Here is a 20807-nt window from a genome sequence, read left to right on the forward strand (position 1 = left end):
CTCCATCCTTCAATCCCTCCATCATCAAAAAAGCGCCCCCCATCACTGGGAGGCGCCAAACGATTACGAAGTAATCTAGTGCAAAGTCTTAGATACCGTAGCTCAGGCTGACGCTGAAGGTGCGTCCCCGCTGGTAACGGGTGAAGTCGTACTCCTGGCCCAGGAAGGTAGAGAAGCTGCGGAAGTCGGGGTCAATGAGGTTCCGGGCCCGCAGGCTCACCTTGAGGTTGTTGAATGCTTTGGAAACGGACAGGTCCAGCTGACTACGTCCCTGCTCAAAAATGTCGGGCGTACCGGGGCGGCCGATGGACTGCAGGCGATCACTGAAGTAGTTGTATGCAATGATGGCATCCCAAGGGTTATCTCCCGTGGTACGGTAAGCCAGGTTGGTGTTGATCACGAAGTCCGACTGGCCGTTGAAGGGGCGCTCACAGACGAAGTTCTCGTTCAGGGCGAGTCCCTGCTCACATTCCCGGTCGGCAATGTCCTGGTTGGACTGAATGACCGCCAGGTTATTGCTCAGCGTAAAGTTGCTCAGCGCGGGGCTCAGGAAGCCCAGGGACTTACGGATTTCAAATTCAATTCCGTAAAGGTTAGCCGATTCCGTGTTGGTCCAGGTAAACTGCTGGTTACCACCACCACCGGGTAGGAAGGTTACTACGATGGGGTTGGTGAACTCCTTGTAGAACGCGCTAAAGCTGACGATCTCACCGTTGCCCTGCTCGGGGAAAATCTCGTAGCGCAGGTCAAAGTTGTCGATGGTTGACAGCGTCAGGTTCACGTTACCCACCACGTCCGGGTCCACCCCGTTGAAGGAAGCGAAGGGCGCCAGTTCCCGCATGTTGGGCCGGGCCACGGTGCGGGAGTAAGAACCCCGCAGGTTGTGGTTCGGCTTCGTGTTATAGACGAAGTTGATGGCCGGCATGAAGTTGGTGGTGTCAATGTTGGCTACTTGCAGGTCCCGGTTGCTGGGATCAACGATGTCGGCGATATCGCTGGCGATGTCGATCATGGTCCGCTCGGCGCGGACCCCACCGGTAATCTTGAGGCGTTCTCCGAAGCCGTAGGTGGCCATCAGGTAACCCGCCGCCACTTCGTCGGTGCCCACGTAGCTGTTTCCTTCGGAGGTCGTGTTGATGATGGACAAACCAATATCGTTGGACCCCGGCTCACCGCCAATAATGCCGGTGTTATCGTCGCCAAAGAACAGGTCAAAGTCGCCGTCGAGCTGGCTGAAGGTCAGGCCGTTGCCGGAGCGCTGGTAGTATTCGATCTGACGCTCGTTGAAGTCCCGCTCCTTGGTGCGGTACTGTCCGCCGAACTTGATAAGATTGGCGCTGGATTTTTCCGTCAGGAAGGGCAGGGTAAAATCCAGTTTACCTTCGTAGGATTCGTCCGTCAGGTCACGGAAGAAACGGCTCGGCTGGCGGAACTGGGAGGGGTCATTGAGGAAGCTGGTGGCCTGCTCGATGTACTCCATGTAGCGGAAGTCCGGCTCGTTCTGGTTACTGGTCACGTAGTTAGCCGTCCAGTTAATTTTCAGTTTGTTCAGCCCTACCACGGTGTGCTCACCCTGGAGCACATAGTCGGTAAGCTCCCGCTCCAGAAAGGCAGATTCCCGGCCAACGAAGTTGTTGTCCGGCTCGCCACTGGCTCCCTTGGATTCGTTACTACCCTGGGAGATTTTGACGGTGGCCGTACCCTGGTGGCTGTAGAGGGTGTAGAAGGAGATGTTGCTGGAGGGGCTCACCCGCAGGTTCAGGCCCACCATACCGCCCACGTCGGAGCTTTCCTGGCTCAGGTCACGGCGCAGGTCGAAGACTTCCTGCAGGGCCGTAGCGCCCAGTCCGGGAGTCAGGAACTGACCGGTAATACCGTTGTCGTAGGCAAAGTAATCCTTGCTGGCCGACACGGTGGCGAAGACACCGAGTGGCATCGTACCCAGCTTGAACTGGTTACCGATATTGGCGCTGAAGCTGTAGTTCATGGGGGAGTTGGCCTCCTGGATACCGAATCCGGGACCGAAAGCATCCGTCACTTCTTCCAGTGACTGAGCAAGCTCATCGTCCCTGCGGCCCCGGCGCACGGCACCGCGGGAGAAGGTACCCAGCTCCTGAAAGCGAGCGGCATCAAGGTCCACGGGAAGGGAGAGGCGCTCGTCGGGGTAGCCAAAGGAATTGGCGTCGTTACCCTCGTAAGTCAGGAAGTCGTCCTGAAAGTTGGATTGGGTATTGACGGAAGTTCCGAAGGAAAGGCCCCAGGTAAAACGCTCGGGCAGCGCTTTGATCTTCACGTCCACACTACCTCCGGTGAAGTCACCGGGCAGATCGGGGGTAAAGGTCTTGGAGGCGGAGATATTGTCGAGGATGCTGGTGGGAATCAGGTCAAGCTGAGCACTGTTCCGGTAGGGATCGATACTCGGCAACCGCAGGCCGTTGATGGTCGTGGCCGAGTAACGGTCACCCAGGCCCCGTACGTACACGTACTTTCCGTCAACGACCGTCGTTCCGGTCACCTTCGTCAGCGCCGCAGAGACCGTCCCCGCTCCGAGGGAGGAGATTTCCTGCTGACTGATGAAGTCCTTGGCGTTAACGTCGTTACGACGCAGGCGCATAACCGCAGCGGTACCGCGTTCGAGGGCCTTCTCGGTTACCACGACTTCGGTCAGGTCGATACCACCGTCGGCATCGGGGTCAAAAACGATGTCGAGTAAAGTCGTCTCGTTGGCCTTTACTTCTACGCCCTCTACTTTTTGGTCGGCGTAACCAATGAAGGTGGCAATGAGGGTGTAGACACCAGGATCCGCTTTAAACTGGTACTTTCCATCGATGTAATCCGCCTGTCCACCAATGGTGGTCCCTTCGATTACGACGTTAGCACCGTAAAGCACTTCGCCGTCTTTATCGAGGATGGTGCCAGAAACCGCACCCTGTTGGGCGTAGGTTGTTGCCGCAATTAGCAACGTAATGGCAGTGAGTAAAATGCGGTTGAGCATATTCCAATATGATTTAAAGGAGGGTTTGCACTAGATGCCGCAAAGGTCGGGGGGATTCCCCGTGGGTGAATTGCCCCCGAGTTTATCAAAAGGTTAAGTTTGATTTCGGCTGGAGCCTAATGTTTATGCGGTGTTTCGGGCGCAAGCGCAGGTGCCAGGGGCCATCGCCAATGAGCAATGTGAAGCGAATGTTAATCAAATCAGGCCAACATAGTGTACACACAACACTAAGGCGCTTCAATCCCCGGTTCTTGCCAAAATAAATCAGCCCGATCCGCGGAGCGAATCGGGCTGATGGTGACGCACCTCAGTGGTGCGGTAGGTGAGTGCTTACTTGTTGACCACCAGTTTCTGGACCAGGCGGCTGCCCTGGGCGTCCAGCAGGATCAGGTAAGTACCGTTCGGCAGGTTGCCGACGTTGATGCGTACGCGCTGTTCACCGGCGCCGTACTGACGGGTGGTGGAGCTCAGCGGGCGGCCCATGAGGTCAACGACCGTCAGGGTCAGCTGGCTGGCCTGGGGCAGCGTAAAGCTCACCGTAGCCACGTCGTAAGCGGGGTTGGGAACGGGAGCATCCAGCAGGAAGCCGTTTTCCTCCACTTCACCAACGCTGGTCGTAGCGTTGATGACGATATTGGAAGTCGTCAGGGCCGTCCAACCGTTGATCCACGCGGGCTGGGAGTTTCCGTTGTCTTCGGCGGGCTCAAAGGCACCGAAGTACTCCACGGTTTCGCAACCGTCTACTGCGGGGGCACCGTAGCCAGCGTCGGCAAATTCATTCGGACGGGGGTCGATGTCACCACCGGCCATGTCCCGGTCCGCGTCGATGAATTTGGGGTCCAGGATCCGGTTACCGGCGGTGGTCATCGCCGTGGCGAAGGTGGCCGATTGCGTAGTCTGAACTTCTTCGTCGGGATTCACCACCGTGAAGATATCCGCGGGGGTATCACCAAAGCCGAAGCTCCAGAAGATGTTGTTGTTCAGCTCAAGGTCACCGGCCTGGAAACGCGCCCAGGAGTCTACCTCGTCGTTGTCGCGGTCTTCGATGGCAATGGCGCTGCCGTTGAAGTCGCTGAAGATGCTGTTGTTGTACGATCCGGCGGCGTTATCGCGGAAGATAACGGCCTGCTGACGGCCTTCCCGGTTGGCGTCACCACCGGTAGCGGACTCGTTGGCACCGATACCCACGTAGGTAGCGTTACAGATGAGCGGCTGAGAGAAGGGCATGGCACCGTCGGGGGTAGCACCATCGTGCTCACCGGCCCGGCCGGTAGAGGTTCCGGGGCCCTGGAGGCTGTACCAGAACTGGCCACCACCTTTCCATCCCTGGTCGTAGTCGTAGGCATCATCACCGCAGAAAGAAACGGCGGCGTGGTCAACCGTTACGGTACCACCAAACCATTCGATACCGTCGTCCAGGTTGGCGAATACTTCCACATAGTCAATCTCCGTACCGGAACCCACGGCACCGAGGGTCAGGCCGTTAATTTCGTTATCGGCAGAAAGCTGGGCTCCACCGTGACGGATGGAAATGTAACGGAGAATACCGCTGTTGTCGGCGTCGTCGTTACCCCCGTATACTGCGCGGGTTTCCGTGGCGGCAATACCTTCGATATTGTCGGTCGGATCACTGTTCGCGATCGTGGCGTTACCGAGGATGATTACCCCACCCCACTCACCGCGGTCCACGCTGGTGAAATCTTCGGGATCGTTCAGGTCATCGTCGGCGGCCGTAAAGATGATGGGGTCCGTAGCCGTGCCGGTAGCGTTGATGGTCGCATCACGGGTGATGATCAGCGCAGAGGTGTTGTCACCGGAAGTCACCCGGTCGCGGTCAAGACCACGGATAACCGTACCGGCCTCAATGTTGAGTACTCCATCGGCCTCCAGGTATACCAGGCCGTCAAGGGTGTAACAGTTGTTACTGGTCCAGTTGTAGGTCATGCCACCGACCAGGTCTTCGTCACGGATAACGATGCAGTCAAAGTCATCCACTTCCTCCACCAGATCACCCAGGTAGTTCATATGAGAAAGGGCCGTCCAGTCCTCCAGCCAGTTGGTGGAGTTGTTGAAGGCTCCCCGGTAAGAAACTGCCTGAAAGAAGTCATCACTGTCCGCAGGTACTCCTCCAGTCAGGGCCGCACCCTCGGCGTCGATCCGGGGATCAAGCATCATGTTGGGTTCCCGGCTGATGCTGGCGATACCCGAGGCTCCGATTTCGTTGGCTCCTCCCAGCGTGGCATTCACCATGTCGTTGGATGCACCGGGAACGATTTCTTCGTCCTGGTTGATGGCGTTAAACAAATCGGCGGCGGTGTTGCCCGCGCCGAAGTTTTCGAACAGGTTGTTCTCAATCACGAGGTCACCGTCCAGGAAGCGCTGGTAGCTATCGATGTCGTCGTTAGGCCGGTCCTCAATGGCAATGGCCCGCTGGTTGAAGCCGGTGAACAGGGAGTTGCGGTAAGCACCTCCGGCATTGTCCCGGAACACCACGCTCTGCTGGCGGCCTTCGCGGTTGGCGTCACCGCCGGTGGCCACACCATTTTCTCCAATACCAATGTAGGTAGCGTTGTAGATGGTCGGGTTGCTGAAGGGAGCCACGTTGTCGGGCGTAGCGCCATCGTGCTCACCGGAACGACCGGTGCTCGTGTTGGGTGCCTGGATGGCGAACCAGAACTGGCCGCGTCCGCGCCATCCCTGGTCGTAGTCGAAGGCATCATCGCCGCAGAAAGCAACGGTAGCGTACTTGACGTCCACCGTTCCTCCGAAGAATTCGATACCGTCGTCCAGGTTAGCGAATACTTCAATGTATTCAACTACCGTTCCGGAGCCCACGGCTCCTAGGGTCAGACCGTTAATTTCGTTGTCGGTAGACAGCTGAGCCCCCCCGTGGCGGATGGATACATAGCGCAGGACACCACTGTTGTCCTGATCGTTGGTACCACCGTAAACGGCCCGGGTTTCGTTGGCCGAAATGCCTTCAATGTTGTCCGTTTCGTCGCTGTTAGCGATGGTGGCGTTACCCAAAATGATTAGACCGCCCCATTCTCCGCGATCTACGGCGGAGAAATCTTCCGGGTCAGAAGTGTCATCGTCGTTGGCGGTAAAGATGATCGGGTTATCCGCCGCGCCTTCGGCGAAAATCTGGGCGTCACGCGTGATGATCAGCGCAGTGGTGTTGTCACCGGTGGTGACCTGGTCCTGGGATAGTGCCTTAATTACCGTACCGGGCTCAATGTTAAGTCGGCCTCCGGCTTCAAGGTAAACCAGTCCGTCAAGGATGTAGGTGTTGTCGCTGGTCCAGTTGTACGTCATGTTACCCTCCAGGTCACCGTCTTTAATGGTAACCTCCGTTTGGGCAAAACTGAACGTGCTGAACAACACAGCGAACAAAAGAATTGTCAATCTGCTGATCATAAGTGAAGTTGGATTTTGGAGTTGATTTAGCGCAAAGGTCACTTCGCTTCATAAACTCCCTTTTACTTTAGTGTTAACTGTAAGTTATTCGCGGATTGACACCCAAAATCAACTCACTACCAAACATAAACAAAGTATTTTTTATTTAATTTGAAATATATTTATCCATATCCACTGATCCCTTCGTGTAGAATTCACACTTTTCCACAGTTTCCACACCCCACCGCCTTCTCCCGACAAAATGTTTCAGTTCAGCTGAAATAAACGCATCCACCCAACCGTTTAAATCCCGAATCAAATGCAGTTAATGGCTAAACATTACTTTCTATTCCCCTTCTTCATTTTGGTATCCTTTTTTGGACTCAGTGCGCAGAGCACCGACTCCCCCGAAGGCCGTTGGCGAACCATCGACGACGAAACCGGGGAGACCAAAAGTATCGTTGAAATTTACGAGCAGGACGGTGCCTATTTCGGCCGGATTGCGGAAATCCTGACCAACCGGCGCGACGCCATCTGCGAGAAATGCAGCGGTGAACGAAAAGACCAGCCCGTTTTGGGAATGGTCATCGTCGAAGACCTCAAACCCTCCGGCGACTACTGGAAGGGCGGTACCATCCTCGACCCCCAGAAGGGAGCTACCTACAAGTTATCCGCCTGGTTTGAAGAGGACCCTAATACCCTTTTCATTCGTGGAAAACACTGGACGGGCCTCTTCCGTACCCAGAAGTGGCTGAGAGAGTAAACGAGAGCGCTAAAAATTCATTCGTACCCTCGGGGAGACCACGTCCCGCCGATGTTGCGTATCTTAAAGTCGAAAGACCACTTCCCCGGTCTTTCATCATGATCAAACCTGAAGCATACCACATGAAGCAAACCTTTACCCAAAATGACATGATCGCCTATTTGTACGGCGAAAGCACCGCAGCCCAGACGCAGGCGACGGAGGCGGCCCTGGCCGCTGACCCGGTACTGCGCGGAGAGCTCGCGGAGCTCACCGAAGCCCAGGCCGCTTTACCGAAAGTGAAGTTCCAGCCCCGGCGGAGATTGCTGCGCTTCCTCCGGGACTACGCCAGCATCGACTATCAGCTGAGCGTAAGCTGATCCACAAAGCGCCGGACCGAGCAATCGATCCGGCGCTTTTCAATTACTGCCCTCCCTTCCCACACAACGTTAGTACAGAGTTTGTTTGGAGTTTGGTCATCTGGCCGAATTTGAGATTTTTTTGGTGATAGTGAGGCGGAAAAATTGGAGTATAGCAGCACTAAATGAGAATTTTTCCAACGAAACTAGCGCCCAAAAAGGCCAAATGGAGGCCGATTATTAAATTACAAACAAGCTCTCACCTATGCGCATCGGCCTCCTCTCCGATACCCATTCCTTCCTGGATCCCACCATCTTCGATCACTTCGCCGACTGCGACGAAATATGGCACGCCGGCGACGTCGGCGATGCCTCCGTACTGGACGCCCTCGAAGCCTTCAAGCCCCTCCGCGCCGTCTACGGGAACATCGACGATACGGTGGTCCGCAGCCGATTACCCCTCAACCAACTCTTTACGGTGGAAGGACTCCGGGTACTCATCACCCACATCGGAGGCTACCCCGGTCGCTATACGGCCCGCGTCAGAAAACTCATTCAGGAGGAGCAGCCCAACCTGTACGTTTGTGGCCACAGCCACATCCTGAAGGTGGTCCCCGATCAAAAAAACCAACTCCTGCACCTCAACCCCGGAGCCTGCGGCAAACACGGATTCCACCGGATGCGGACCCTGCTCCGCTTTTCCGTCACCCAGGGAAAAATAGAACACCTGGAGGTCATCGAACTTGGCCTCCGGGGAGCCATCGAATAAACACGGCTCTACCCCATCTACCCGGCACCTGCACGCGTTGCCCGGATGATCCGACTACGGTGTAGACTGCACTGCGCATCCTAGAACTTTCGTAAGCTAAGTAGAGCGTCAAACTATTTACCCCCTATTTTGCTGAGCGGTCGTCCGACAAATTCTTTATTTCTGACGTAGTCAATATAAAGTTTGTCTGACGAATCGCGGTATTAAAAGTACTCGCCGTTGACATGATACTTGGTATCAGCGCCCTACTCTTTCTCGGGTACTTCCGTACCGGAGTTTGACGTCCGCTTGGGGAGATGGTCCACGTCGGCCAGATCAATCCCCATGGCCTTGGCCCGCTTGCGCCAGCGCTCCCGCGCCAGGTGCTGCATGTCCTTGGTATTGTCGGACTCGTCCATAATCTCCAGGCCCAGCAGAGTCTCCATGGCGTCTTCCATGGTCACCAGCCCCTCCATGCCGCCGAATTCGTCCACCACCAGGGCGATGGGTTCCCGGCGCTCCAGCATGAGGTCGATCAGTCGGTGCAGAGACGTGGTGTGGGGCACCAACAGCATTTCGCGCTTGAGGGCGCTGATCGGCTCCGTCTGCCGGCCGTCAATGATGGCCTTGTACATCATGTCCTTGAGGATGTAGCCCTCCACCTGGTCCCGGTTTTCCTTGAAGATCGGAAAGCGACTGAAGGGACTTTCGTCGTATTTCTCGTAGAAGGCTCCGATGCTCGTATCCGAGCGCTCGGCCAGCACCACCGTCCGCGGCGTCATCACGTCGTGTACCGTCAGGCTCTCGAAGGCCAGCAGGTTCCGCAGGATGCGGCCCTCCTCTTCCTTAAGCTGTCCTTCCTCCGTCTGGGCCTCGGCCATGGCCAGGAATTCCGTTCGGGTGAGGGCAGTGCCGTGGGGATCATCGCCCCGCAGTAACAATTTCTTGATCTTATTCGACAGCCAGATGAAGCCCGTCCAGGTAAAGATTTTCACCAGCACGTTCAGCGCCTTTACGGTAAATGGAGCCAGCTGCTTCCAGTAGGTGGCCCCCAGGTTTTTCGGGATGATTTCCGAGAGCACCAGAATGGCCAATGTCATGACCACGCTCACAATAACCTCGTAACTCAATTCAAATGAGCCAATCGTGAAACCTCCTTCTCCGAAAGCGGCACCGGTGCTGGCGCCCACCAGAATTGCCCCCACCGTATGCGCAATGGTGTTCAGCGAAAGGATGGCCGTCAGGGGCGCATTAACCTCCTGTTTAAATTCCTGGAGGAGTTTTCCGGTCTGAGTGCCTTCCGCAAGCTTGATCTTGACGTAGGAAGGCGTTACGGAAAGCAGAACCGCTTCCCAGATGGAGCACATAAAGGAAAAGGCGATGGAAAGCGTCGCAAAGACGAGCAGTGTGGCCATAGGTGGGATTGCCGAATTTGAGGTACAAAGGTAGAAGAAAAACGGCGAAGGTTGTTGAAACCTTCGCCGTATCCCTTAAATGAATCGATTGGCGTCCGTGTTCGCCGGGGCATCAGTTGATGTACAACTTCTGGAAAGGCACGATGACGTCCGAGGGCTTCATGTTGTTCAGCGCCCGGAGTTCATCCACCGTCAGTCCGTACCGACGCGAGATGGAAAATAGGCTGTCGCCCTCCTGCACGAGGTGGAAGGACCGGTTGGTAGGTTGTGCCGGGGTGGAGTAATTAATGTTGGCACCGACCGGTGTGCCCATTACGTTGGGATCGGTGGGGATCGGCGTGGCGTTGTAGGTAGTGGGCGCGGACGCAGGTGCCGCGGAGGTCGGTGGGGCCGGGTACGATCCGTAGGTCGTGGGGCTGGGCGTGGAGTTAGTGGGCTGGGGCCGGCTTTCGAGGGTACCCATCGTAGCCGTCGGTGGCGCCGCGGCGTCAGTGACCACCTGTCCGAAGTTCGGACTGTTATTGATTACCGTCGGGCGCTCGGCGGGCGTCGTCACCTCGGCGGGCGTTGCCAGGCTGGGAGCCGAACCGTACGTCCGCGGCTGGTTCAGGGGTACTCCGGTAGTCGCCGTCGGTGCCTTTGGGCTCGTAGTTAACGCTGGGGTTGCCGTCCCCACCGTTGGCGTGGCCGGACGGTAGGGCTGAGGTGCCGGAGCGGTGGGTTGATAGGGCTCCGGAGCAGCCGGAGTCGTATTGTAGGCTTCGGGAGCCGCCACCGTGGGCGGTGGGCAATTACAATCGTCGATCTTCAGTCGCTGACCGACCTTGATGACCTCGCTGGCCCCCAGATCATTCATCTCCCGGAATTTGGCGGAGGTAAACCCGTACTTCAGGGCGACGCTGGCGACCGTTTCCCCGGGCTGAACGATGTGCAGGTTTTCCCCGTAAACGGCTTCCCCACGACTGGCCACATCACTGCCGTAGGCAACGGGGGCCGCCGGAGTGCCGGAGCCGTAAGTCGTTGGAGCAGCGGGAGATGGAGAAACTGCTTTGGGTGCCGGGGTGGAGAGGGTTGCCGTGGTGGGTGCCTGCACTTGTTGCAGCGTGGGCACCTGCAAAGATTGGTTAACGTAAACGGTACTGCCCGTCATGCCATTCTGGGCGCGGATGGCGTCCACGGAGGTACCGTACTTCCGGGAGATCGCGTACAGGGTTTCTCCCTTGCTGACCGTATGGTTGACGATCACGGGCTGCGGTGCATTCGCCGCCGCGTAGGCGGCGGATTCCGGCTGGGGCTGCACCTGAGGCTGAGGGGTTACCGTCTGGGGGGATGCCGGAACGTAGGGCTCCGGAGCGTTGTAGGACTGGGGCGCGTTGTAGGTTCCCGGCGTTCCGTAGGGTTGCGGACTGGGCGTGGCCGCCGTAGGCGTTGCGCCACAGAGGTTATACAGGTAATTGAGTACCGGGTATCCGTTGACGGCCTTGGCGATGATGGTTCCGCCGGTGGTGCTGGAGTTATCGCTTCCCAAACGACGCTCCATCAGGCCCAGTTCCGGCGCCACCTTGTAGTCGATCACCGGATAGGAAGTCCGGGGATTCAGCTGCCGGAACAGATAAAACCCGGAACAGGGACTTTCTTCCCTGCCCTCAAAGTAGACTTTGGCACCATTATCGTTATAGGACAGGTTCACGCCGATGATGCTGTTCTCGGAATTGAACTGGAAGGCCGTCAGGCTGGAGTTGTAGGATAGGGTTTTGCCCACCCGCTGCAGGGAAGCCGCCATGACTACGGGCTGAATCAGGTACTGCCCACTGTTGGTTGGCAGGAGGATGAATACCCGGTCTTCTCCGCTGTTTACGCGCGCTACCAGGTTGGCGTCCAGTCGTTGATCGCCACAGTACACGTAGCCCTGGGGCAGGTAGTTTTGTACGGTGGTTCCTTCGTTTCCGGTCTCCAAGATGAGCTTGTCCCCTCCGGTAAGCCGGAAGGTGTAGGCGAAGTAGTCGATGTTGGGTTGTTGGGCCACGGATTGCTCGTACCGTATGCGGTCACCGCAGTTGCCGTCGAACAGAACGAATAGCTGTTCGGCGTGCAGGTTTCCGGCACCCAGCAACAGCAGGGCGACCAGATAAATCAAAGATTTCATCTTGGGACGTTTTGGTGTAGTAAGTTGGTAACGTATAAAAACTCCTTACAAATATAACCGAAAACCAGCGAACGGGTTCCCGGGCCTGGTTTGGGCCATTTGAATTACGGAACGGGCGAAATTGAGGGGGAAGTAATCCAAATAAATATTTGTCTATATTTGCCCCGAACCCCAGTCGGTTCGAAAAAAGAGCTTTTGACCTTCTGATTCCCTCAAGGGTCCAACGAAATACACTTCAAACGTGAACTTACCGCATAGCATGCGGAAACTGCGACTACCCAGGGTCGCCATGGTTTCCGCCCTTTGCCTGGCCGTCTGTGGAGGAATTCTCTACTCGCTGGTCGCCATTGCGCCCGCCCCTCCCCCACCCAGCCTGACGGCCAACGCCTTTCCCATCGTCCCCCCCACCGTACGCTACGGCGTAGCGCTGGACACCTTCCAGCTAAGGGTCGACACCATCCGGGAAGGACAAACCCTTTCGGATATCCTCCTCGCCCTGGAACTGAACCACCAGGAAACCTTTGAGGCCGCCAACGAATTCAACGACCTGCTCGATGTTCGCAACCTGAGGGCCGGCAGAACCTATCAGATCCTCGATGACCCCGATACCGATCGGGCGGACTTCCTGATCTACCATCCCTCCGTTTACGAGTACGTTCGCCTCGACCTAATGGGCGAACACCAGAGTGAGCGCATCAAGCTCCCCGTCGAGACCAAGGTCAATCTGGCGGCGGGTGAGATCGAAACCTCTCTCTGGAACGCCATGACCGGCAACGGGCTTTCCTACGCCCTGACCGACAAAATGGAGGACGCGCTGCAGTGGTCCGTTGACTTCTATCACGTACAACCCGGTGATGCTTTCCAACTCGTTTACGAAAAAGATTACGTGGAGGGCGAGGCCGCCGGCCTCGGTCCGGTACTCGCCGCCCGTTACAGCAGCGACGGTAAGGACATCTACGCCTTCTGGTACGAAAGTCCCGATTCTACCTACCGGGGTTATTTCGGCCTCAACGGTGAGCCCATGAAGTCTACCTTCCTGAAGGCCCCCGTACGTTTCAGCCGCATCAGCAGCAAGTTCAATCTACGTCGCTTCCACCCCGTCCTGAAGCGCACCCGCCCCCACCTGGGCACGGATTACGCCGCTCCCTACGGCACGCCCATCATGGCCGTTGCGGATGGCGTCATCGTCGAGCGGGGCCGTCGTGGCGGTAATGGTAACTTCGTGAAGGTTCGCCACAGCCAGCAATACACCACCCAGTACCTACACATGCAGCGTTTTCAGGAAGGGCAACGCGTTGGAAGCCGGGTCAGCCAGGGAGAAGTGATCGGCTACGTTGGTTCTACAGGACTGGCCACTGGCCCCCACGTTTGCTTCCGATTCTGGAAGGATGGCCGCCAGATTGATCACACCAAGTTGCAGTTTCCTCCGGCCAAATCCATGCCGGACAGCTTGTTGCCAGAATTCATGGTCCTGCGTGATCAGTACCTGGCCCAGTTGAATTCCGTAGGAGCCCCCACCCAGGACACGGAACAGCAAATCATCGACGAGAAAAAACTCATTGATGAGATGAAGGAGATTAAGGAGCAGTCAGCGAAGAAGAAGTAAGTAGTCTGTTGGTTCGTTAGTCTTTTAGTTCGTTGGGCTGTTGGGTTCGTTGGCCTGTTAGAACTGGCTTGCGTCGCAATCGTGTCGACCATCAGGCATTGATCGGCAATTGCTCTCCGGTTCTCGGCTGGCGTACTGGTATACTTCGGCGGGCATCGTCACTAGGGCGTAACCCCCAATCATGATGCGCTACTTCCCGTTTGTTCTTTGCCTCTTCGGGCTGGGCTTCAGTGCCTGCTCCCCCAAAATCAGTCCCGCTCAGTCCGGACCGGTCCTCGTCTGGGCCGATGAATTTGACGGTACGGGGCTTCCCGATCCCGAAAAATGGAACTATGACCTTGGTGGGCATGGTTGGGGGAACAATGAGCTGCAGCATTACACCAATCGGGAACGTAACGCCCGGCAGGAAAATGGCCACCTGATCATTGAGGCCCACCGCGAGGAGTACGAGAATCGGCAATACACCTCCGCCCGCCTGATCACCCGCGAGCGGGCTTCCTGGAACCGGGGCCGGGTTGCCGTACGGGCGAAACTTCCCTCCGGAGTGGGTACCTGGCCCGCCATCTGGATGTTGGGTACCGACATTCGAAAAGTGGGTTGGCCCACCTGCGGCGAGATTGACATCATGGAACACGTGGGCTACGAACCGGACACCATCTACGGCACCGTGCACACCAGGGCCTACAATCATTCAATCGGCACCCACCTCAGCGACAACATTTACCTCCCCGATGCGGAGTCCGCCTTCCACACCTACTCCGTAGACTGGCACGACGACCGGCTTGAATTTGCCTTGGACGGAGAAGTATATTTCACCTTCCGCAAGCAAGCCGGCGCCACCCGGGCCGAATGGCCCTTCGATCAGCCCCACTACCTCCTGCTTAACCTCGCCGTCGGAGGCAACTGGGGCGGCTCCCGGGGCGTCGACGAAAATATCTGGCCCCAGCGGATGGAGGTCGACTGGGTGCGGGTCTACGACATGGGGAAATAGTTACTTAATATAGGGTGATGAAAATTCACTATTCTGACCAGGGTAAATCGTGGTCGGAAGCCTATTTAGCGAAGGCGTAGCCGAGTGAAATGGCGTCCGACCACGATTTGATCTGTAACTCAAGCGCGAAATTCATATCACCCTATATCTAATGACTAATCTTACTTAATCTTAAAGTACAAAGTCCCCACGCTGCGGGCCTCCGTATCTCCGGTACACTTTACCATTACGCTGTTGAAATAATAGAGGTCTCCGGTTTTCGCCCGTTGGACGAGAGAACGAGAAGCCGCCGTGTAATTTCCTCCCGGGTTTTTGCTCAAGACAGCATCGTTTTGTTTCGGAACCATCACCAGATCAAAGCTCGTAATCGCGCAGCTGGTTTTCTTTTCGTCGTAGACCAGGCTAAGGCCTTCTTCCGCAAGGAAAGTTTCGCGTTCGATTTCTCCTCCCTCGGACTCACCAAGCACAGGCACAATCGGATCAGAATGATCAAGGGAGACGGCACCGAAGGAAAGGGTAAATAGGCCGAAAGCAGCCAGGACAGTCAGTTTTAGCATTGGGCAGGTTTTAGTATCTCCTCAATAAACGCATACTTGGGCCCCACCTTGCCAGCAGATTTCAATTTAACGGCTTCGCAGTTGCCAATCACTTGATTTTGAAAACCATGGCGTTGACCGTTCGGGAACCCGTGTCGCCCGGACATTTTACCCTGACGTCCTCGAATAAGTAAAGGTCGCCGGGCTTGGCACGATTAATCAGGGTCCGGGATTGAGATGAAAACCTGGCTCCACGATTAAGTGCCGGTATGGCATCTTGTCTATTGGCCAGGTAAGTCATTTTAAAACTGACCACATCGCATATTGTGTCAAAGTGAAAATCCTCAATCTCCACCTGAATACCGGCCTGCGCTCGAAATTCTCCACTCCCCATTAATCCACTTTGGGAACTTCCAAGTTTTGCTACGGGAGATGGAATGCGTTTGACCACAAACCGAAAATTATTTCTCGTTAATGACTGACCGGCCTGACGCACAATTAATTCGGCGGGACCAATTCGTTTTGGACTCCAGTAGTATTTGCCGTCCTCCGCTTTTGTAATTCGCCCATTCGAAGTTGTTAACAATACTTCTTCGGCATTTCCAACTAAACCCTTTAATTCAATGGGGTTGTCAAGCCCCAAGTACACCACATTCATTTTAGTAGCCACGGGGGTTACTGCACCAAATCGCGTGGAAACAATGTCCTGATTCGCACCACGAGAAGGCTGCGGAGTCGTTCCTCCCGTTCCTTCTCTAGTGTTGGGGACCGTCTCCCGGTCCGGAATCCTCGTCGGGCGGGGAACAGTGTCTCGTTCCATCAGGGCAATCCGATCATCAATTAAGGTCGAAGAAAGAAATTGACTGCTATTGGAAGCAGCGGATACACAAAGCAGGATCAGCAAACCGCTGAAGAAGATATGGGTAAATTTCATCTGAGGGTGGATTGTCTACTAAAGATAGCGGAATTGCCGTCACGGTGTGGGACGCAGCGTATCTTTACCCCGTGCTACAGGATTCCCACGGAAGAAAAATAAGCTATCTACGACTCGGCGTTACGGACCGCTGTAACCTCCGGTGCCGCTACTGCATGCCCGCCGAGGGCATCAACTTCTCCGATAAAAGCGAGTTGCTAACCTTCGAGGAAATCCTGTTCCTGGGCCGCGTCCTGAGAAAAATGGGCGTCGTCAAGGTGCGCCTCACGGGGGGAGAACCCCTGGTCCGCCGGGGCCTTCCCGAGCTGGTCCACGAACTGGGGCAAATCTTCCCTACCCTGGCCATGACCACCAACGGGGTTTTGTTACCTCCCGTTCTCGACACCCTGATTGAAAGTGGCCTTACCCGCTATAACCTCAGCCTGGACACCCTGCGTCCGGACCGCTTCGCCGCCATTACCCGCCGCGATGATTTTACGGGAACCATGGCCGCTTTGGATGCCCTGCTCGAGCGTGGGGTCACCACCAAAATCAACGTTGTCGTCCTGAAGGGTACCAACGACGACGAACTGGTGGATTTCGTGGCCCTGACCAAAGACCGACAACTGGACGTCAGGTTCATCGAGGCGATGCCCTTCAACGATGACGACGGCAACCACCACCTGTTTCTTCCCTACCACGAGATGCTCGACCGGCTACGCGCATCTTATCCCGAGCTGACCCAAATTCAGGGAGAAAAGAACAGTAGTAGTATTACCTACCAGGTCCCCGGCTTCCGGGGAAACGTTGGCCTCATTCCGGCCTACAGCCGGAGCCTCTGCGGGAGTTGCAACCGCCTGCGCCTGACCCCGAAGGGAACGATGTTAAATTGCCTCTATTCCACGAAAGGACTGGAGCTCCGCCCACTGCTGCGGGGAGGAATCTCCGAGGACGAGCTTGAACAGCTAATCACCGATTTCGTTGCCACGAAGGAGATAGACGGTTTCGTTACGGAACGCAAGGAACAACAAGGTGGAGTTTTTGCCAGTATGACGAGTATTGGGGGGTAAGGGGGTTTGTTGGTCTGTTAGTCTTTTAGTTCGTTGGACTTTTAGTCTTTTAGTTCGTTGGTCTGTTAGTCTATTGGTCTGTTAGTCTGTTAGTTCGTTGGCCAATCGATTTCCGGCGGAGTAGTTTTGGCCCGAGAAAAGTTATCCTGTCTAAAAAAGATTCTTTTTATGCCTTTGACGCATTTAGATGAAACGGGCAAGCCCGGCATGGTTGATGTCTCCGATAAGGAAACGACGGCGCGCGTAGCGGTAGCCAGTGCGAAGGTGCTGCTCGGGCCGGAGGTCGGTAAGTCCCTGGCCGAGGCCAATTACCAGAATCACAAGGGAAGCATCTTCCAGACGGCGATTCTGGCCGGCACCATGGCCGTCAAGCAGACCTGGTCGGTCATTCCGCTCTGTCACGCCATTCCCGTCAGTGGGTGCAAAATCAGCGTGGAACCCAGTGAAGACGGGACGACTTTGCACCTGCGCTGCCGCGTCAAAACGATGGCCCCTACGGGCGTGGAAATGGAAGCCCTGCACGGCGTGAGCGTAGCCGCCCTGACCATTTACGACATGTGCAAGGCCCTGAGCCACGACATTCGCATTACGGACGTGCAGCTGGAGACCAAAACGGGTGGAAAGTCAGATTTTCATCGCTCCGAAACGCCTTCCTGATCATGGATCGCTACCAAAGACAACGGGTGCTACCCGAAGTGGGAGATGACGGCCAGGCGCGCCTGGGGCGCGCCCGGGTAGTGATCATCGGTTGCGGCGGACTCGGCAGCCCGGCTGCCGCCTGGCTGGCCGGCGCCGGCGTGGGCCACCTGAGCCTGATCGACGGCGACACCCCCCACCCCACTAACCTGCACCGGCAGGTGTTTTTTGCCGACGGTCAGTCCGCCCCCAAGGCGGAACTCCTCGCAGACCACCTGCGGAAACTGAACCCCGACATTGAGATTCGCCCGCAGGTCACCTATCTGGAAAAACACAACGTCCGGGAGTTGCTGGAGGGGGCTGATCTGGTCCTGGAGTGCACCGACCACGCCGCCACCAAGCACCTCGTCAGTGATGCCTGCCATCTACTGGGCATTCCCCTGGTCTACGCGGCCGTACATAAATACGAGGGCTACGTGGCGCTGTTCCCCCACGAATCCTCCGAGGACATCCACCTCCGGGACCTGTTTCCCGCCCCGGATCCTACCCTCCCCGACTGCGCTACCGTAGGCGTTTTGCCCACTGCCGTGGGTCTGGTGGCGCTGCTGCAGGCCACGGCCGCCCTCAACTTCCTGCTGGGTATCGGTCGGCCGCCGGTCCGGGAACTCCTGACCTACAATGCGCTGGATCACCGCCAGATGCGGATGAAACTCACCAAAAATTATCGGGAACCGGTAATCGCCCCCTGGGCGGAACAACGGTCGCCTACCCGGACCGAACTCGAGGTGGGACGGGAAACCCTGGAGGACCCGTCGCGCTTCGGTGCCGTCTTCAGCATGCTGACCGAAGCACAGGAGCCGGACTTACCCCCTGGCGCCATCCGGCTCACAAAACGTAACCCACTCGGACAGGTAATGCAGCTTGCCCGGGCCGGAAAGGAATACCTGATCTACTGTAAATCCGGCAAACTCAGTCTGGTCCTGGCCGCCGAAGTTCGTAAGGCCAACCCCGAGGTAAAGGCCTTCAGCTTGCGGGGAGGAAAACCCCTGGAGAAGCCTTCCGTCTAGGGACGGGCGTTCACCCAGTAGCTACCGTCGGGACGGAACTCTTTTTTCCAGATGGGGACGTCCTTTTTGAGCTCATCGATAATCCATTCGCAACCATCGAAGGCGGCGGCCCGGTGGGCGGAACTCACCGCGATGATCACCGCAATGTCGCCGATGGCCAGCTTACCTACCCGGTGGTGCAGCACGACGGAAGTCAGGCCGAATTGTTCTTTTGCCTGGCCGGCAATCCGGCGCATTTCCTTCAGGGCCATTGGGGCGTAGCTGTCGAATTCCAGCCGTACTACGGGCTCGCCTTTACTGTGGTTTCTGATGGTGCCCACAAACAGGCAAATACCCCCACAACTGGGGTCCTGCACTTTGCCGTAGCAATGATCAACGCTCAGGGGAGAATCGGAAAGGTCAATGTCCAGCATAACTGAGAATTATCCTCCGCTTACGGGCGGGATGATGGCCAGGACGTCGGTTGCAACCACGGGGTCGGCATCCCGGGCGTAGGCTTCGTTACGGGCGATGGCAAAGCTGACCAGGTCGCCAAAGGCCGGATAGCTCTCCAGCAGGGCCTTACGGACGTGCGCAATGGTCAGAGGATCGTCTGGGCGTGACCGCAGGTGCAGCGTAATTTCCGGGGCAGCCGTGAGGTCACGGGCGATACCGAAACACAGTAATTGAATGGCGATGGTTGGCGTTTCCGTCATCGGGGAGGAAGTTAGCGTGCAAAGTTACCAAACGCCGAAGTGGCGCGCCAGGAGCCGGAGTGCGACCAAAAAAATCAGGGTAGCGGCAATGCGTCGGATGCTGGCCGGTTTCAGGCGGTTCAGGCTTAGCCGGGTGCCCATTTGTCCGCCCATAAAAACGGCCAGCATCAGGCTCCCCACCAATACCCACTGCACCTGCGCTCCGTCGCCAAAAGCGGAATACTGCCCGGCAAGACCCGCCAGAGAATTAACGAAAATGAAGAGGCTCGTCACGGCCGCAATGGAGCGGGCGGCGGCCCACTGCCGGAGGAACAGGACCGGCGACAGGAAAATCCCCCCGCCGATGCCCACCAATCCGGCCAGAAAACCCAGTCCCGCTCCCAAAAAGCCCGCACCGGCCAGGTCACTGGTTGGCGACTTGAGTTGAGCAGCATTGGAGGGCTTAGGTTGCCCGGTGGTTTGCCACCACATGGCACCGGCCGCAAAGATGAGAACCAGGGCCAGGAGCAAGAGAAATTGGTCCCGGGGCAGGGTCACGCTGCCCCCCAGGAAAGCCGCCGGCACACTCAGCAGCACGAGTGGCATCGCCCGCTTCCAGGGCATTTTGCCCGCACGGGAGAAATGCCAGACGCCGCCACCGGCCACCACCAGATTGCACAGCAGGGCCGTAGCCCGCATTTCCAGGGTGGGTAATGCGGTAAGGGCAAGGAGCGCCAGGTAGCTGGAACCGCCGCCGAACCCCGCCATGGCGTAGGTGAAGGCCACCAGGAAAAATGCCGGTAAAAGCCAGTAAATCTCGGATATCATTGCGGCATAAACTTACAACGTATATCCCGAGTAATGGGCAGATCAGAGGATGGTGTCGTCCTTATTCTTATGGTAGGTCTTCACCATAAATTCCTTTTTACGTTCGGCCTCTTCACAGTACTTACCCTCCGTCGTACAGAATTGCTCCAGCGTCTGGGCGACCCCCAAATGCGCTTCCTTGCCATCCAGTTTTATCTGAAGCGCCTGGTTAAATTCCAGGTAGGCATTTTTCAATATTCCCCGTTCAAAATTCCGCCAACCGCTCGAGACCAGGTAGTCGTAAGCCTCCTCTTCCTCCGCCGTGTATGCGGGGACTGCGGCCGCCTTCCAGGCGCTGGAAACGTAATTTTCGCCAACTCCCAGCAGCAGGGCCCCAAAAAAGTAGAGACCGCCGGCACAGAGCGCGGTGAGTAAAAAGCCCGGCACCCGGCCCGATGGCCGGGTGGACGTCATCCGGTAAGCCTCATCAGGAGAGCGATGATTTCCTCCTTCGCGGCGAGCGTCCCTGCCCCTTTTCCAACGCCGTAATGCCGCAAAGGCTTTACGATGCTTATGGTCCGTTCCGCTATGACCGGGGTTCTTTCCTTGTCCTAACACCATGATGCAGTTCGTTTCCAATTAGATAACGGCTGGTTGGTCCAAAACGGCGCTTGGGAGAACGGAAAAATTCGATCATTTGAAAGCC

18 protein-coding genes are annotated in these 20807 nt (G+C 56.8%); 8 read left to right on the forward strand and 10 right to left on the reverse strand.

Annotated elements, in window-relative coordinates; genetic code table 11:
- Positions 1-88: 88 nt before the first annotated feature.
- Positions 89-2995, reverse strand: a complete 2907-nt coding sequence (locus tag E1J53_RS16320; protein ID WP_134273520.1) for a TonB-dependent receptor — start codon at positions 2993-2995, stop codon at positions 89-91.
- A gap of 330 nt (positions 2996-3325) precedes the next feature.
- Positions 3326-6412 (reverse strand): T9SS type A sorting domain-containing protein, encoded by a 3087-nt coding sequence (locus E1J53_RS16325; RefSeq protein ID WP_134273519.1) that lies wholly within the window; start codon positions 6410-6412, stop codon positions 3326-3328.
- Positions 6413-6719: 307 nt separating this feature from the next.
- Between E1J53_RS16325 and E1J53_RS16330 the strand changes: the two genes are divergently transcribed.
- From E1J53_RS16330 to E1J53_RS16340, 3 genes are all read left to right on the forward strand, one after another.
- Positions 6720-7154, forward strand: a complete 435-nt coding sequence (locus E1J53_RS16330; protein WP_134273518.1) for a DUF2147 domain-containing protein — start codon at positions 6720-6722, stop codon at positions 7152-7154.
- A 122-nt stretch (positions 7155-7276) separates the two neighbouring features.
- Positions 7277-7513 carry a hypothetical protein gene (locus tag E1J53_RS16335; RefSeq protein WP_134273517.1) on the forward strand — a complete coding sequence of 79 codons (237 nt, stop codon included), beginning with the start codon at positions 7277-7279 and terminating at the stop codon, positions 7511-7513.
- A gap of 244 nt (positions 7514-7757) precedes the next feature.
- Positions 7758-8261, forward strand: a complete 504-nt coding sequence (locus E1J53_RS16340) for a metallophosphoesterase (RefSeq protein ID WP_134273516.1) — start codon at positions 7758-7760, stop codon at positions 8259-8261.
- A 245-nt stretch (positions 8262-8506) separates the two neighbouring features.
- On the opposite strand, the gene E1J53_RS16345 is transcribed toward E1J53_RS16340, so the two are convergent.
- Both E1J53_RS16345 and E1J53_RS16350 read right to left on the reverse strand, forming a co-directional pair.
- Positions 8507-9655: a CNNM domain-containing protein gene (locus E1J53_RS16345; RefSeq protein ID WP_134273515.1), complete on the reverse strand. Its 1149-nt coding sequence runs from the start codon at positions 9653-9655 to the stop codon at positions 8507-8509.
- A 112-nt stretch (positions 9656-9767) separates the two neighbouring features.
- Positions 9768-11801: a LysM peptidoglycan-binding domain-containing protein gene (locus E1J53_RS16350; RefSeq protein WP_134273514.1), complete on the reverse strand. Its 2034-nt coding sequence runs from the start codon at positions 11799-11801 to the stop codon at positions 9768-9770.
- 259 nt (positions 11802-12060) lie between these two features.
- Between E1J53_RS16350 and E1J53_RS16355 the strand changes: the two genes are divergently transcribed.
- Together E1J53_RS16355 and E1J53_RS16360 are read left to right on the forward strand one after the other, a co-directional pair.
- A complete protein-coding gene (locus E1J53_RS16355; RefSeq protein WP_134273513.1) occupies positions 12061-13407 on the forward strand; it encodes a peptidoglycan DD-metalloendopeptidase family protein in 1347 nt (448 codons plus the stop codon).
- A gap of 181 nt (positions 13408-13588) precedes the next feature.
- Entirely contained in the window at positions 13589-14398 is an 810-nt protein-coding gene (locus tag E1J53_RS16360; RefSeq protein ID WP_253931915.1) for a family 16 glycosylhydrolase, read from the forward strand.
- A gap of 161 nt (positions 14399-14559) precedes the next feature.
- Here E1J53_RS16360 and E1J53_RS16365 read toward each other — a convergent pair whose 3' ends face one another.
- Positions 14560-14955: a GldM family protein gene (locus tag E1J53_RS16365; RefSeq protein ID WP_134273512.1), complete on the reverse strand. Its 396-nt coding sequence runs from the start codon at positions 14953-14955 to the stop codon at positions 14560-14562.
- An 88-nt stretch (positions 14956-15043) separates the two neighbouring features.
- On the reverse strand, positions 15044-15868 hold the full coding sequence (locus tag E1J53_RS16370; RefSeq protein WP_134273511.1) for a GldM family protein: 825 nt from the start codon (positions 15866-15868) through the stop codon (positions 15044-15046).
- Positions 15869-15879: 11 nt separating this feature from the next.
- Here E1J53_RS16370 and moaA point away from each other — a divergent pair, with 11 nt between their 5' ends.
- The 3 genes from moaA to E1J53_RS16385 all read left to right on the forward strand — a co-directional run bounded on the left by moaA (position 15880) and on the right by E1J53_RS16385 (position 18620).
- Positions 15880-16917 carry a GTP 3',8-cyclase MoaA gene (gene moaA, locus E1J53_RS16375; RefSeq protein ID WP_154640222.1) on the forward strand — a complete coding sequence of 346 codons (1038 nt, stop codon included), beginning with the start codon at positions 15880-15882 and terminating at the stop codon, positions 16915-16917.
- A 168-nt stretch (positions 16918-17085) separates the two neighbouring features.
- Positions 17086-17574, forward strand: a complete 489-nt coding sequence (gene moaC, locus E1J53_RS16380; protein WP_134273509.1) for a cyclic pyranopterin monophosphate synthase MoaC — start codon at positions 17086-17088, stop codon at positions 17572-17574.
- A 2-nt stretch (positions 17575-17576) separates the two neighbouring features.
- A complete protein-coding gene (locus E1J53_RS16385) occupies positions 17577-18620 on the forward strand; it encodes a HesA/MoeB/ThiF family protein (RefSeq protein ID WP_134273508.1) in 1044 nt (347 codons plus the stop codon).
- Here E1J53_RS16385 and E1J53_RS16390 read toward each other — a convergent pair.
- Genes E1J53_RS16390 through E1J53_RS16405 form a run of 4 tightly spaced genes read right to left on the reverse strand, consistent with a single transcriptional unit; the run spans position 18617 to position 20722 of the window.
- Positions 18617-19033 (reverse strand): molybdenum cofactor biosynthesis protein MoaE, encoded by a 417-nt coding sequence (locus tag E1J53_RS16390; RefSeq protein WP_134273507.1) that lies wholly within the window; start codon positions 19031-19033, stop codon positions 18617-18619. The two genes, E1J53_RS16385 and E1J53_RS16390, sit on opposite strands and share 4 nt — an antisense overlap.
- A gap of 9 nt (positions 19034-19042) precedes the next feature.
- The gene (locus tag E1J53_RS16395; protein ID WP_134273506.1) at positions 19043-19315 is read right to left on the reverse strand and encodes a MoaD/ThiS family protein; all 273 of its coding nucleotides are present in this window, start codon (positions 19313-19315) and stop codon (positions 19043-19045) included.
- Positions 19316-19339: 24 nt separating this feature from the next.
- Positions 19340-20122 (reverse strand): sulfite exporter TauE/SafE family protein, encoded by a 783-nt coding sequence (locus tag E1J53_RS16400; protein WP_134273505.1) that lies wholly within the window; start codon positions 20120-20122, stop codon positions 19340-19342.
- A gap of 42 nt (positions 20123-20164) precedes the next feature.
- Positions 20165-20722: a hypothetical protein gene (locus tag E1J53_RS16405; RefSeq protein WP_134273504.1), complete on the reverse strand. Its 558-nt coding sequence runs from the start codon at positions 20720-20722 to the stop codon at positions 20165-20167.
- Between the last annotated feature and the right edge of the window lie 85 nt (positions 20723-20807).

It is taken from the genome of Lewinella sp. W8 (assembly GCF_004375085.3).
GTDB lineage: Bacteria > Bacteroidota > Bacteroidia > Chitinophagales > Saprospiraceae > Neolewinella.